Annotated in this window: 12 protein-coding genes; 5 read left to right on the forward strand and 7 right to left on the reverse strand. The window is 46.9% G+C overall.

The features are described from left to right. Positions 1 to 68: 68 nt before the first annotated feature. From ACYVGO_RS01645 to ACYVGO_RS01665, 5 genes are all read left to right on the forward strand, one after another. Complete coding sequence (locus ACYVGO_RS01645) at positions 69 to 1,526, forward strand: rubredoxin (RefSeq protein ID WP_460967084.1); 1,458 nt, start codon at positions 69 to 71, stop codon at positions 1,524 to 1,526. A gap of 39 nt (positions 1,527 to 1,565) precedes the next feature. Next, on the forward strand, positions 1,566 to 2,039 hold the full coding sequence (locus ACYVGO_RS01650) for a nitrate reductase associated protein (protein WP_460967085.1): 474 nt from the start codon (positions 1,566 to 1,568) through the stop codon (positions 2,037 to 2,039). Between the two features lie 137 nt (positions 2,040 to 2,176). Continuing rightward, positions 2,177 to 2,572: a hypothetical protein gene (locus ACYVGO_RS01655; protein ID WP_460967087.1), complete on the forward strand. Its 396-nt coding sequence runs from the start codon at positions 2,177 to 2,179 to the stop codon at positions 2,570 to 2,572. A gap of 73 nt (positions 2,573 to 2,645) precedes the next feature. Beyond that, positions 2,646 to 5,519, forward strand: a complete 2,874-nt coding sequence (locus ACYVGO_RS01660; RefSeq protein ID WP_460967089.1) for a M16 family metallopeptidase — start codon at positions 2,646 to 2,648, stop codon at positions 5,517 to 5,519. A gap of 51 nt (positions 5,520 to 5,570) precedes the next feature. Further along, positions 5,571 to 5,879, forward strand: coding sequence for a nucleotidyltransferase family protein (locus ACYVGO_RS01665; RefSeq protein ID WP_460967090.1), 309 nt, complete (start codon positions 5,571 to 5,573; stop codon positions 5,877 to 5,879). 100 nt (positions 5,880 to 5,979) lie between these two features. Here the strand turns inward: ACYVGO_RS01665 and ACYVGO_RS01670 are convergent, their stop codons facing one another. The 7 genes from ACYVGO_RS01670 to secDF form a co-directional block, all read right to left on the reverse strand. Beyond that, positions 5,980 to 6,849 (reverse strand): hypothetical protein, encoded by an 870-nt coding sequence (locus tag ACYVGO_RS01670; RefSeq protein WP_460967092.1) that lies wholly within the window; start codon positions 6,847 to 6,849, stop codon positions 5,980 to 5,982. Between the two features lie 13 nt (positions 6,850 to 6,862). Continuing rightward, entirely contained in the window at positions 6,863 to 7,696 is an 834-nt protein-coding gene (locus tag ACYVGO_RS01675) for a HipA family kinase (RefSeq protein ID WP_460967093.1), read from the reverse strand. Between the two features lie 265 nt (positions 7,697 to 7,961). Beyond that, a complete protein-coding gene (locus tag ACYVGO_RS01680) occupies positions 7,962 to 8,099 on the reverse strand; it encodes a hypothetical protein (protein ID WP_460967095.1) in 138 nt (45 codons plus the stop codon). A 96-nt stretch (positions 8,100 to 8,195) separates the two neighbouring features. Beyond that, positions 8,196 to 9,599 (reverse strand): MBL fold metallo-hydrolase, encoded by a 1,404-nt coding sequence (locus ACYVGO_RS01685; RefSeq protein ID WP_460967096.1) that lies wholly within the window; start codon positions 9,597 to 9,599, stop codon positions 8,196 to 8,198. Positions 9,600 to 9,685: 86 nt separating this feature from the next. Beyond that, positions 9,686 to 10,483, reverse strand: a complete 798-nt coding sequence (locus ACYVGO_RS01690) for a sulfite exporter TauE/SafE family protein (RefSeq protein ID WP_460967098.1) — start codon at positions 10,481 to 10,483, stop codon at positions 9,686 to 9,688. A gap of 104 nt (positions 10,484 to 10,587) precedes the next feature. Next, entirely contained in the window at positions 10,588 to 12,096 is a 1,509-nt protein-coding gene (locus ACYVGO_RS01695) for an APC family permease (protein ID WP_460967100.1), read from the reverse strand. 177 nt (positions 12,097 to 12,273) lie between these two features. Beyond that, the gene (gene secDF, locus ACYVGO_RS01700; RefSeq protein WP_460967102.1) at positions 12,274 to 15,348 is read right to left on the reverse strand and encodes a protein translocase subunit SecDF; all 3,075 of its coding nucleotides are present in this window, start codon (positions 15,346 to 15,348) and stop codon (positions 12,274 to 12,276) included. Positions 15,349 to 15,423: the final 75 nt, after the last annotated feature.

Below are 15,423 nucleotides of genomic sequence, written 5' to 3' on the forward strand. Positions count from 1 at the left end.
TATAGCGTGGAAAACCTTATGACTGGCCTGCATTATTCATTGTGCATTATCCATTATACATTCAAATCATGCGCGACTACTATACCCTGAAAGTCAATATGCCCGCCGGGATTGTTTCGCCGGGGGCATTACAAACCGTGTTATCATTGGCCTACGATGCTAAGGTTAGGCAGGTGCGATTTGGTGCGCGTCAGCAGTTGTTAATGACGGTGCATTACGAAGACATGCGGTTTCTGGAAAAAAACCTGAAGCAACACCAGATTTCGTATGAGCTGAATACGGATCAGTACCCTAATATTATCAGTTCGTATTATGGGGAAGACGTATTCAGAACCGGTGCCTGGCTGCGGGAGAGTGAATACCATACCGTTCTGGATCAGTTTGATTATCAGCCTCGACTAAAGGTTAATTTATCGGATTCGAATCAGAGCTTTACCCCATTTTTTACCGGAAATCTCAATTTTATTGCCTCTCCCGAGCCACATTTCTGGTATTTGTATGTGCGCCCGAAGCAGCGTAATAGCCTGTTCAGGTGGCCGGAGTTAATCTACACCAACGACATTGGCCGACTGGCCAAAGCCGTTGAAGAGGCTATGCTGAAGCAGGATTTCCAGGGAGAAAATAGCCTCTATAAAGAGGTTACTGCAACGCAGCGCTTTATTACACAACCCGCTACACAGGACGTGGAGTTACCTGAATTCTCGCTACCGTATTATGAAGGCTTCAATCGATACGGAGAGCGATCATGGCTGGGTCTTTATCGTCGGGATGAGTTATTTTCTATCGCCTTTGTGCTCGATATCTGTGCCTTGTGCCTAAAAACTCGTATCGGTGAATTGTGCATCACGCCTTGGAAGTCGCTGATTATTAAGGGGATTGAAACGAAAGATCGTGCGGGCTGGTCGCATGTACTGGGAAAGCACAACATTAATGTACGTCACGCTGCCAATGAGCTAGCCTGGCAAACCGAAGATCATACCGACGAAGGAACCGAGCTAAAAAATTACATAATCCGTTATTTTGAGAAGAATGATGCCCGAACCTTCGGACTTTGTTTCGGTGTTCAAACGCGCCCGAAATCAGAAGTATTCGGCTCGGTGCTGGTGCGTAAACGCCCATTGCTTCGGTTAGGACAACTGGCGCTGTTTAGTGTCTACGATGTTTATTTTACCGAAAACTTCAATCCCAACAGTCGGACGTATCATCTGTTTGAAAAGGGATTATTCAAACTTCATCTGCCGAACCAATTAACTCGCCTGTGCCGGAAATTCAATGCCCGCCGATCACAGGAAAGTGGGGAAACGATTCGACATGAAATAGAAAAGCCAGAGTCGGCTCCTACTACAGGAACGCATGTACACCAATGCCTGCATTGCTTTACGGTTTATGATGAGCAATATGGCGATGCACGACGCAACATTCCGGCAGGTACCCTGTTTGATAATCTACCCAATGACTATACCTGTTCAACCTGCGACGCGCCGAAAGATGAAATGTGTGAATTAGCAGTAGAGTTTGTCAACTAAAAAAATATTAGCCACTCTGTGGTTAAAAATAATTTTTCTATGAAACCAGTTGCTATTGCCCCAATTTTCTTCGCTTTCGAAAACGATTTTGTCAGTTCGCTCCGCTGCATTCCGATGGTTGTTCGCTATAAACTGGATACCTGCGGCATTAAGTTAAAACTTCCTGAATGGGTTAAACTCACTATTGCTGACAAAGCACGATTAGCAGAACAACCTTGCTATACAACTGCTGAGATTAATCAATACCGACTCGACCTGATTGAACTTGTTCAGGCCAGATGTCAGCATCAAGCTAGCGAACTAGGCGAAGTAGATGCCGTCTGGGAGTACCTGGGTGATGTGTCCACTGAAGTACAACAGAAGGCTATTGAATGGGAGTGTAGCCCTTTAACAGTTCAACAATGGCTCCAGCTGGACATTCTCCAGCGGTTTGCACTTGTGAAATTGAGCCGATCAGGCCACGAAGGCAAGAATTTTCCACGGGCTATTCAGGAGTTTTTGGGGAGCAAATAGATCGGCCAAGCCAATGGAAAATGAATAATGGGAAATGTATAATGTACAATGGCAATTACGAACGGCCAATTGAGTGGCATTATGCATTTTCCATTGGCCATCTGCTTACTTTACCCGGAAAATACTATTATTAGGGTGTGACTCAGCATGCCCATAATCTCAAACAACAAATTGAACGCATCCTGCATTGGGAACAATCGTCCCACTGGCGTTTTCGCGACTTTGTGCAGTTAAGTGAACTGATTTATAGGCATACCCATCGGCGGGTAGAAGCCCATGAGTTGCAACTATTCTGGCAATCGTCTGACGCTAATTCCTCCTTTTTTCTGGATACACTCGCCCAGTTCGCTGATTATGCGGATTGGGAGGATTTCTGTACACGGAATTTTTATGGCACCGTGGAGGTCGATGAGGAAACGGTGCGACTGCATGCACCCATGTGGGAAATTCCAACGCGATGGGTTGTTGTTATCTGCTGGCTATCAGTCCTTGCGTCGATTGTAATAGGTGTTTTGTTAGTTTGGAAGCACTAAACGATTCACGTTATCGAATCGTTATTGTTGTGTACATTCGTTTTCAAAACCATAATCTAATTCAAACGACCAAATGGTACGTTTTCCCCTCTCACTGAGTTTGTTAATCAGTGCTACGCTGGTTGTAGCACAACCCGTTCCTAAACCCAAATCAACAGGTGCCAAACCTGCCTCCGCGCCAAAGCCTTCATCGTCACAGGCCGCAATGCCTAACCTTGCTAGTCTAATTCCACTCGACCCTGCGGTTAAAGTCGGGAAGCTACCCAATGGCCTGACGTATTACATCCGTAAAAATGTTGAGCCAAAAAATCGTGCTGAACTACGGCTGGTTATTCGGGCGGGTTCAGTACTGGAAACGGATAACCAACAAGGGCTGGCCCACTTCATGGAACACATGGAGTTTAACGGAACCAAAAATTTTCCTAAAAACGAACTGGTAAACTTCCTGCAATCGGCGGGCGTTCGCTTCGGCGCCGATTTAAATGCCTATACGGGCTTCGACGAAACGGTTTATCAACTGCCTGTTCCGACGGATTCTGCCAATGTATTTACCAAAGCATTTCAGATTCTGGAAGACTGGGCGCATAATGCCACCATCGATCCAACCGAAGTAGATAAAGAACGGGGTGTAATTCTGGAAGAGCGAAGGCTCGGACGTGGTGCTGGTCAGCGGATGCGCGATAAATACTTTCCGCTTCTGCTCAATAATTCGCAGTATTCGAAACGCCTGCCCATTGGTACTGAACAGGTACTGACCACTTTTAAGCCTGAAGTTCTTCGACAATATTATAAGGACTGGTATCGTCCTGATTTGATGGCTGTTATCGCCGTTGGTGATTTCGATATAAAGCAGGTAGAAGGCATTATTCGCGAGAAATTCGGACGGATTCCCGCTGTGAAAAACCCGAAGCCGCGTACGGAATATGAAATTCCAGCCCATAAAGACACGAAAGTTGTTATCGTAACCGACCCTGAGCAACCGAACACGGTGGTGCAGGTGATTTACAAACGCCCGGAAATCAAAGAGAAAACGCTGAATGATCTGCGTGAAAGTATCAAACGCGGCTTGTTCAACACCATGCTAGGCAACCGGATTCAGGAACTAACCCAACGCGCCGACCCACCATTTTTGGGTGGTTACAGCAATTACAGCGATTTTCTGGGTAATCTGGACGCCTTCACGTCTATTGCCGTAGCTAAAGAGGGCAACGTTGAAAAGGCCATTCGGGCGGTGTTAGACGAGAACGCCCGCGTTAAACAGTTCGGGTTTACGCCTACCGAATTGGCTCGTGCCAAACAGGAGTTCATGACCAATGTAGAACAGGCCTACAGCGAACGGAACAAAACCCGCTCGGTCAATTTCGTGAATGAATACGTCCAGAATTTCACGGATAAAGAGCCGTACACCAGCATTGAGTTCTATTATGATTTCCTGAAAAAAGAGCAGGACGGCATTAAACTGGCCGAAGTAAATGCGCTGGTTGATCAGTTCATCCACAATGATAACCGCGCAGTGATTGTGATGGCTCCCGAAAAGGACAAAGCTAAACTCCCGACCGAAGCGCAGATTCTGAGCTATGTAGACGATGCCGGAAAAGGCTTAACGGCCTACGAGGATAAAACTATCGATAGCCCGCTGCTGGCTACTCAACCAACTGGTTCGCCCGTTGTGAATGAAAAGAAAGTTGCTGATATCGGCGTAACAGAATGGACGCTCAAAAATGGCGTCCGAGTGATATTGAAACCAACGGACTTCAAGAACGACCAGATTCTGTTTTCGGCCAGTAGTTTTGGGGGCACGTCGCTCTATGATCTGAAGGATTTCCAGTCGGCGCGGTTTTCGTCTACGCTCACGGCTATGGGTGGTACGGGCGCTTACAACCAGATTCAACTGGGGAAATTCCTGTCGGGAAAGCAAGTGAGCGTATTTCCGTATGTAGGCGAATTGACCGAGGGTATTAATGGTAGTGCAGCGCCAAAAGATCTGGAAACAGCCCTGCAATTGCTGCATAGCTACTTTACCCAACCGCGTAAAGATGCCGATGTTGTAAAAGGCTTTCTGTCAAACCAGCGAAGTGCCCTGCAAAACCGGATCAATACACCAACCCCACAGGGCGTTTTTCAGGACACCGTGGCGGTTACGCTTGGTAATAACAACCCGCGTCGGCAACCACTCAAACCCGAGGATCTGGATAAAATTGACCTTGATCGGGCGCTGCAAATCTATCAGGAGCGTTTTGCCAATGCGGGCGATTTTACATTCTACTTCGTTGGCAATTTCAAAGAAGACCAGCTGAAGCCATTGGTGGAGAAATACCTGGGTGGATTGCCTGCCACGGATAAACCAGAGAAATTTAAGGATTTAGGGATTCGTGCTCCGAAGGGAGAAGTCAGCAAAACCGTTTACAAAGGCCTTGATCCAAAAGCATCGGTACAGTTAGTCTACACGGGCGATATAAACTGGTCACCAGAAACAGCTACTCAGTTGGATGCTCTGGCCGAGGTACTTGAAATTAAGCTGATTGAAAAGCTGCGGGAAGAAGAAAGTGGTGTTTACGGTGTTGGTGCCAACGCGGCTTATGCTAAATACCCGGTGCCACGGTACACTTTCCGCATCAATTTCGGTTGTGCGCCTGAGAACGTCGAAAAACTCATTGCTACAACGCAGGAGCTGATCAATGACCTAAAACAAAAGGGAGCTTTACCCGCCGATATTGCCAAATTCAAAGCCGAAACCCGCCGGGAAACGGAGCTTCAACTGAAAGACAACCAATTCTGGCTCGGTTATCTCCAGAACCAATATTATAACGGCGATGCGCCCGACGAAGTCCTGCACGAAAGCGAACAGTTGAATAAAGTAACTGTCGAGAGCACGAAGGCTGCTGCTAATCAATACTTCGGCTCGAATTATATTCGGCTGGTGCTGATGCCGGAGAAGAAACAGTAAACGTAGGTGTCCAGCTTTTAACGACCTTTGCCAATCATAAATCAGTCTATCATGGAACTGAACAAGCAAACAATTCTTCAATTCATACAGCGAAACCGGGTGCAGATTAGGGCGTTCGGTGTCGAACGAATTGGCTTGTTCGGGTCGTTCGTCAGAAATGAGCAACGCCCTGATAGTGATATAGATTTACTAGTGGAGTATGAAGCTGGGCAGGCATCATTTAAAAATCTGATGCACTTAGCCTTCTTTTTTGAAGATTCCCTGCATCGTAAAATCGAACTTGTGACGCCAGCATCCATAAGTACCCGACTTAAACAATACATCGCCCGAGAAGTAGAATATGTCGCGCTCACTGATTGAATACCTGGAACATATTCTATGAAACAAAGAATATAAACTGAAGGGCCGGACAGCAAATGATTTGCTGTCCGGCCCTTCAGTTTATTAAAAACACCAGCTTTTATTTTTCCTCTTCTAAAATTACCGACGCTTTCACATGACCATTTGACGCAATAAGCCGTGCCTCTTCAGCTAATTGTTGAGGTGTAATAATAGAAAAAATACTTTTCTTGATCTCTTTTACCGTCTCAAACTGTTCATGCTGGGGTGACTGAATGGGTGGAGTTTCAGCAATTATCTTGAATTGACCAGGCCGGTCAAAATTAACTTTTGAGTAGGGATTTAGTATGTCCGCTACGGCTTCATATTCGTAAAGATTATTCGCCACAACAGCTTCTGTATTAGTAAAGTCGATTTGTTGATAAACGATCAGAACACCATGCGTAGTGAGTAGCGTTACGTTGGTTGGTTTAAGTAGACCTTTAATTCTGCCCGGTTTCAACGGATAATTGATATCGGCCTTTTGATCTAACCCCGGCACATCAAGTGTTTTTTTGACAAGCCGCGCAAAGGCACCACGCCCGCTAGCGGCTGGATTATAGGGTTCACCAACAAATTTTTCGTACAAATCAATGAATTGTGTTCTCGACAGACCCCCAGCAAGGGGCATTGGTTCGCCAAATTGAAGAAGCCCGTTACTATACTGGCTTAACGTACTAATATAAGAGGCATTAAATGCCGACAGCGCTTTACCAAATAGTTCCTGTTTAAACGCTTTGTTGTGCTGCTTCACCGTCTCACGCAGGCTACTCAAACTATTCTTAATAAACTGAGTAACCGGCTTCCCGAGCAATTGCTCAGCAACGGATAGTTTATGGTCAGACGTATGAAAAAAGACAGCCTGATCCGAGACACCCAAGAGCCCGAAGACAATTTTTTCGAGGGACAACGGGTTGGTCTGTATATATAGAGCTGTAATGAACGTATTCATAATGAACGATCAATCAAAAGGGTATAGACTGATTAAGAAGTGTCTGAATAGCAATTCGTCGCTGATCATTCAGCAAGAAATCGACCATTCGTGTACGCAGCGATGGCGGTGTTCCCCAAGTAGGCGGTAAGCTGGCAAATGCCGTATGTATAGCTTGTTTACCCCGTTCATAGCACAAAGATAGACAATCGTTGGCCACAGTGAAACGTCGGCTTGGTGTAATATGTTTCACAACCGCTTTGTAATAAGGGCTATTAAATAGACGGTTTTGGGGTAGTAATGGCCATTCTGGATTGAAAATACGAAGGCCATTTTCACCTCCGAATGTAAAAGCGTTATCGAACGCTACAAACTGAGTCTTTCCTTCATAAGGTACACAAAGCAGATTGTAATTATAACCGCCCTCGAATGCTCGACCCCTGTCAGTATTATCTGCCCAAAGGTCAAATACAGCCAGACGAATCAGGTCGGTTGGATTCAGTAAACGTTTAAACGCGCGGGTTGAACAGACGGCTTCTGTCTGGCGAACCAAATCAGCATGGGGCAGGGCGCGCGAGCCAAAACAAATAATGCCTGGTTTTATAAACCGCCGATTTGCATTTAATTGATCCGGGCGATACGACCCTACCTGTACCTCCACCAGTGCTACGTCAGGTGTGGGGAGGTTAAGTGCTCGTAACAACGTATAGCTGACTACTTCATAAGCCAAAAAATCCAGTTCAATGGCGTTCGCCCGAATTCTATACTTACAGTAATACAGATTGCCATCATCGCACAGGAATTTCATGGGGCTGTGCCCATCGGTAGGTACTTCCTCAATAAGGGTACGCGTTCGGCAAGTATGCATTAAATAAGTTGGCCAGGATTTATGATAAATGGTCCGTTGTTTCTATTACTCAACTTCCTATGTAAAAAATGCAGATTGCGATTTGATGAAATTAAGTAATGGCAATTCTGGCTGACAGCATACTTGCGAGCCTGTTCTTTATCTGTAAGGGGGTGAATGTGTTCGGCTTTCGCTTCCAGCACGACTAATGGAAATCCACGCTCATCAAGTAGCAAAAAGTCAAGAAATCCATTTTTGATCTGCTCAAAATTTTCGCCAAGTTCGTTTAGGTACGTCGAACTGATTTTCGTATGTATTCCAGCGTTACGTTGGCTGGTTCCTTATCTGTATCAAAAAAGCGCCATCCTGCCTCCTCAAGCAGTTTATTGATTTTAATTCGTGCTTTAGCCTCTTTCTGCGCCATCTGTTAAGGGTTCAGACAAACAAAGTAGCACCGAACTTCGGTCTAACAAGATGATTGGTGTTGATAATAGAGAAGAATTAGTAACTCAAACGACTTTTAATGAGAAACGGGCGTATCGGCTGAAATCGGTACGCTCGTTTTTTTGATGGCAGCCATACCACCCTCCACATTGACAACATTATCGAAGCCCCGCGCTTTTAGGATTGAGTTGGCCACCATAGAACGGTAACCGCCTGCGCAATGGACATACACTGGCTCGTTACGGCTAATCTCGGCCATATGATCGTTGAGGTTATCTAAGGCCAGATTTTCGGCACCTGTAACGTGCTCACTGGCAAACTCACCTGGCTTCCGCACATCAACTACAATCATGTCAGGGTTTTGCTGCCATCGATTGTCGAACTCATCAGCCGAAATCGACTCAACCGTATCGACTTCCTTGCCTGATTCTTTCCAGGTCTCAAAACCACCTTCCAGAAAACCAATGCAATGATCATAACCAACACGGGCCAGCCGTAGAACGGTTTCACTTTCCTGACCTATGGGCGTAACCAACGCGATAGGCTGTACTAAATCTGGAATCAACGCCCCAACCCAGGGAGCAAACTGGCCATTCAGGCCAATGTTGATGGAGTTCGGGATAAACCTTTTAGCAAAGTCAACGGCATCGCGTACATCCAAAATGAGTGCGCCTGTTTCATTAACCGCAGCCTCGAATGCATCGGGCGACAACGCCTGGCTACCCCGTTGCATCACGCGATCAATAGATTCGTAGCCTTCTTTGTTGAGTCGGGCATTCTCGGCGAAATAAGCGGGAGCGGTTGTTAACCCATCAAGGACTTTCTCAATAAACTCTTCCTTCGATTTCGCCCGTAGCGCGTAGTTAAAGCGTTTTTGATTGCCGAGCGTATCGGTTGTTTCCTTGCTCATGTTCTTGCCGCAAGCAGAACCAGCACCGTGAGCTGGGTAAACAATCACATCGTCGGCAAGGGGTATAATTTTGGTCTGAAGGCTAGTATAAAGCATACCTGCCAGGTCGCGTTCCGTCAGATCGCCTTTAATCGCCAGATCTGGGCGGCCAACATCGCCAATGAACAGCGTATCGCCCGTAAAAATAGCGCACTCTTTTCCTGTTTCGTCGATGAGCAAATAGGTTGTGGATTCCTGGGTGTGGCCGGGTGTGTGCAGCACTTTTATCATCACGTCACCCAGAGCAAACGTTTCACCATCTTTCGCATGATAAGCCTTGTAGCTCGTGTTTGCATTAGGACCATACACAATGGTAGCCCCCGTTTTTTGGGCTAAGTCGATATGCCCCGATACGAAATCGGCGTGAAAATGGGTCTCGAAAACATACTTGATTTGGGCACCTGCTTTCTCTGCTTTTCGGATATAGGGAGCCGTTTCGCGGAGTGGGTCAATGATGGCTGCTTCGCCATTGCTTTCAATATAATACGCTCCCTGGGCCAGGCAGCCCGTATATAGTTGTTCGATGACCATGAATTACTGTGTCAAGTTTCAGATTCCAAATGAGTAGCCAGTGCCATTGATACGCCTGACCCTGGAACAGTAAGTGTGAACCAGTTTTACAAAATTTCCCGACCAATCATGTACAGCGCAATTACTAATACAAACCAGCCAAATCCTTTTTTTAGTTTGTCGGGAGCTACATAGCGGGCTAAATACATGCCCACAAAAATGCCGACGATAGATAAACCCGTGAAGGGTAGCAGAAAATTCCAGTTTAAATCGGTATGATGAATATCACCTAAAAAGCCGACGAACGAATTGACCGCAATAATGAGTACCGAAGTGGCCACGGCCCGATGAATGGGTAATCCGGCCATTAATACCAGCATCGGTACAATCAAAAAACCGCCCCCCGCGCCAATGGTGCCCGTTAACAAACCGACTGCTAGTCCATCTAATGCCAGGCTACCATACCGAGGACGCCCGTCGGCGGCTTCCCCCTGCTCCGGCCGATCATTGCGGATCATGGCGCGGGCTGCAATAATCATAACGATGGCAAAGAAATACAGAATAGCATCGCTTTTGGGTAGCACAAACCTCTCAAACTGAAACAGTGGATCAGGCAAGGCGGGCACTAAATACCGCCGACTTAAATAAACCGACACAAAGGAGGGAAGCGCAAACGCTACTGTCACTGGAAGATCGACCCGCTTGTGCCAGACATGATGAAGCGAACCGATTAGGGATGTTGAGCCCACCACAAACAGGGAATAAGTAGTCGCCAGAACGGTGGGAATATGAAAAACATAGACAAAAATAGGTACTGTCAGGATGGAGCCTCCCCCCCCGGCCAGGCCAATCACTAAGCCTACCAGTAGGGCCGAAGCGTATCCAAATAATTCCTGTCCACTCATTACAGGGCAAAACTACACTTGTTTAGTCTATAGACTAATGCAAATGCCCGCTAATGCAGAAACATTAGCGGGCATTTGAGGTAAATACTAACAAACGGAACGATCTATTGATGATCTTCAGGATTGTTCAGGTGACTATGTTTACGGCTATAGGTGAAATAAACAATCAGACCGATTACACACCAAACCACGAATGATATTTTGGTGTCAGTCCGCAGATTGTACATCAGATACAGGTTCGCACAAATACCCAGCGTAGCGATCAATGGTAGCACGGGTGTTCTGTAAGGCCGTTCCAGGTTAGGCTCCCGAACACGCAATAACCAAACAGCTCCGCAAATCATGGCAAAAGCCAGCAGTGTTCCCGAACTGGTTAGCTCCGACACTTTATCGATTGGCGTTAAGGCAGCTACCACCGAAACAATAAGCCCTACCAGAATCGTGCTTTTCCAGGGGGTCTTAAACTTAGGGTGAATAGAAGCAAACAGACTCGGAGGAATCAGACCATCTTTCGCCATACCCAGGAAAACCCGTGTTTGACCGAGCATCATCACCAGCATGACCGACGTTAGTCCGCCCAAAGCTGCAATCGTGATAATATATACGGCCCAGGTTAACCCTTTATCGGCGAATGCCTGCGCTACAGGTGCTTTCAGATCAAGGCTTTTAAACGGTACCATACCTGTTAACACAAGTGATACCAAAATGTACAGCACGGTGCAAATGATCAGCGAGGCAATGATAGCGAAAGGCACATCTTTCTTGGGGTTGATCGCTTCGCCAGCCTGGGTAGACACGGCGTCGAATCCAATATAGGCGAAAAACACGATACTGGCTGCCGTTACGATACCATTGAAGCCGTAGTGTTGTTGTCCACCGCTGTCAATAACGGGTTCTGGAAGAAATGGATGCCAGTTGGCTGTATCTACGTAAAAAGCACCGACGACAATCACGAAAATAACCACGGCTACTTTCACAATTACGATGATGTTGTTCGTGCTGGCCGCTTCTTTAATACCTCGAACCAGAATGTAGGTCACCACCAGTACGATCAGAAAAGCGGGCAGATTGAACGCGAATGTGAAGTCTGGAACCGCCACGCCAGCCGCCCGAAGTGCGGCTGCTTTTTCCTGAGCCGTAACCGGATCATTCATTAACCAGATAGGCGGCTCAATATGAAAGAGGTGAAGTAATTTCTCGAAATACCCCGACCAGCTCACCGCTACAGTTGTGGCTCCCATCATGTATTCCAGAATCAGGTTCCAGCCAATGAGCCAGGCAAAAATTTCACCAACGGTTCCGTAGGAGTAGGCATAAGCTGAGCCTTCTACGGGTAAGATCGACGCAAACTCGGCATAGCAAAGGGCGGCAAATGTACAGGCTACACCGGCCAGCACAAATGATAACGCCAAAGCAGGACCAGCCCAGTCATGAGCAGCAATACCGGTCAGTACAAAAATCCCGCCCCCAATTACGGCACCTATGCCCAGGGAGGTCAATCCCCAGCGCGTTAATACACGTTTGAGTTCACTTTTTTTCATGTCGGCTTCATAAGCCGCAAGGGGCTTCTTACGCCAGACACTGGTATCAACAGGTTTAAATTTGGTTTCCATGTAGGGAAATAGAGTTTGGTGATTGTGTCGTTTGGAGAAATATTCTTAGGTTAAAACGTCGGGAAAGATACGAAATAAAATGAGTGAATGAGTGAATGAGTGATTGAGCGAATTATTTCCCGCTACATTTTATTCACTCAATCGCTCATTCACTCATTCACTCAATCACCCGTTAGCTTACGATTGTGAAGGCCGAATTAGTGGCTTCTTCTCTTTCTTTTCCTTCTTGGCGGTAAACTCTTCTGGCGTAGCAGGAGCTGCCGTGGTGAAGTCAGCAGGAATAGCATCGAAGCCCGTTTTCTTTTCGCTGATAGTTGGCACAATGACTTCTTTTTCCTGATCGCGGCTTAACGAATCAACCACAATCGGGGTGGCTACGAACAGCGACGAATAGGTACCAACGATTACACCAATCAACATCGCGAACGAGAAACCACGAATGGTTTCACCACCGAAAATGAATAGCACTAGTAAGACCAGAATCGTTGAGAAACCGGTTACCGCTGTGCGGCTCAATGTGCTGTTCAGGGCGTTGTTGATGATGGTGGCAATTGTTTCTTTCTTGCCTTTATTTTCGGCCAGATACTCACGTACCCGGTCAAAAACTACAACCGTATCGTTCATGGAATACCCCATAATCGTCAGCAAGGCACCCACAAAGGCCTGGTCAACGTCCAGCGAGAAAGGAAGAAATCCGTTGAAGATCGAGAAAATAGCCAGAATGATCAGTACATCGTGGAACATGGCCACAACCGCACCATAACCAAAGGCCAGTTTCTTGAATCGGATAAGAATGTACACAAACACGACCGCTACGGCTAGCAGAATAGACCATAATGCCGAGGTCAGTAAGTCATATGCAATGGTAGGCCCAACTTTTTGTGAACTCTCAATTTTCGCTGGATTTCCCTGAATGCTGCTCAGACCCTTATAAACCGTTGCTTCTGCTTTCTTGTCAGCCCCCTGCGAATTATCGTCAACCAGATAAGGCGTCGTTACTTTAACCTGATTGGCACCAATACCCGTACCACCATAGGTTTTTACTTCTGGCGATCCACCTAACACCGGCTCTAAAGCATTCCGAACGTCGTCGGTACTTACTGTTTTTTCGAAACGAATTACGTACGAGCGACCACCTTTGAAGTCAACACCTAAGCCGAAGCCGCGGAAAATAGCGGAGATAATCCCTAAGCCAATGATTACCGACGAAACGGTGTAGTACAGTTTCCGACGTGATACGAAATCAAAATCAGAATCGGCAAACAGATTCTTGGCCCAGGATGAAGTAAAGCTTAACGTCTTGCCATTTCGGATGTAATATTCCAGCAACAGGCGGGTAATGAAGATAGCCGCGAATAACGAGGTCAGAATACCAATGATCAGGGTTGTGGCAAAACCAAGAATCAGACCCGTACCAAAAATAAACAGAACGATACCCGTCAGGAAGGTCGTTACGTTTGAGTCGATAATCGACGACATCGCGTTTTTGAACCCGTCGGTAACGGCTACTTTAAAGCTCTTCCCCAGCTCCAGCTCTTCCTTGATCCGTTCAAAAATAAGTACGTTCGCATCAACGGCCATACCAATCGAAAGTACGATACCGGCAATACCTGGCATCGTCAATACCGCTCCCAGCGAGGCCATAACGCCCATCAGGAAGAACAGGTTGACAATCAGGGCAATGTCGGCAATAAGGCCTGCACGGTTGTAGTAAAATACCACAAAGCCCAGTACTAATAAAATACCGATGATTGAGGAGAGAACCCCCGCGCTAACGGCTTCTGAACCCAAAGTGGCACCTACAACGCTTTCTTCAACGATGTTGGTTGGCGCGGGCAGTTTACCGGCTTTCAGCACGTTGGCCATGTCTTTGGTTTCTTCTACGGTGAAGTTACCCGAGATGCTCGAACGTCCGTTTGGAATTTCGTTTTGTACGTTAGGCGCTGTGTAAACCAGGTTATCCAGCAAAATAGCTACTGGGCGACCCACGTTTGCTGCCGTTAGGTTTTTCCATTTGCGGGCACCTTCTGGGTTCATGTTCATCGTTACTTCCGGCCGACCACGATCATCGTAGTCATTAGCAGCATCCGTAATCACATCGCCTTCGAGCGGAGCACGACCACCTGATTTTTTTAGGAAATACAGGGGCAGAATTTCTTTGCCATCCGTTGCTTTGAATGTCTTACGATCCCACGCAAAGAAGGCATCAGCTGGGAACAGACCTTTTACTTCGGGAGCGTTCAGAACGGCATTGGCACGAGCGGTATCTTTCAGGTAAACACCTAACTGGTCCTGACCAACGGGCAGAAATAACTGAGTCAGGGCTGTACCCTGAGCCGCAGCGGCAGCTGTATCGTTTTTCGCGGTCGAATCTTTCTTGCTACCCTGTGCTAATTGCGTCTCAAGGCTTGATGCTCCTTTAGCAGCCGAACCCGTAGTTGGTGCCGTAGTTTTGACAGCTGCTTTACGAGCAGCTTCCTGCGCTAATAAATAAGCACCGATACCTTCAATGGCAGGAGCCAGTTCGTTAAGGCGATAAACTTCCGTGAATTCGAGTTTAGCGGCCCCCGTTAACAGACGACGAATACGCTCGGGATTATCAACACCCGGTAATTCAATCTGAATCCGACCTGAACCTGGCAACCGCTGAATGTTTGGGTTAGCCACACCAAATTTGTCGACACGTGCCTGAATGATCTGGAACGCACGAGTAGTTGCCCCGTTTACTTCGTCATTCAACAACTTACGAACTTCGGTATCCGACGACTGAAAATTGATTTTGCTGCGGTTTGCGCTGGTAGCGAATACACTGGCCAGCTTGGTGTCTGGAGCCAGTTTCTTAAATGCACTGGCGAACAGGTCAACAAAGCTGGTATTGCTCGTTTTCTGATCTTCCAGTGCCTGCTTCAGCGCCTGATTAAATTTAGGGTCGCGGTTGTTGCCCGACAGGCTGCGAAGAATGTCGGAAGGCGATACTTCCAGCACAACGTGCATACCACCTTGTAAGTCAAGACCTAAGCCTAACTCGCGCTCGGTAACTTCCTGGAGCGTGCTACCTAGATAAACGGGTTCTTTCCAGAGCGAATCAAGATAGTGCTGCTTTTTGTTACGGTCAACTACGCTCTGCTTGTTGGTGGCGTAGGCTTCGGCGTCGGATTTGATGTTCCGAGACACGAAGGTGAATGACAGAAAGTAAATGCATATGGCTGCAATAACCCCTGTCAGAATAAGAATTCCGGTTTTGTTTTGCATGAGTGACAACGAGACCAAAGCTCGTTTGTGAAGAAAAAATGAACTACTTGAAAGGACAAAAAACGATCAGTTACC

The sequence above is a fragment of the Spirosoma migulaei genome, from assembly GCF_054776855.1.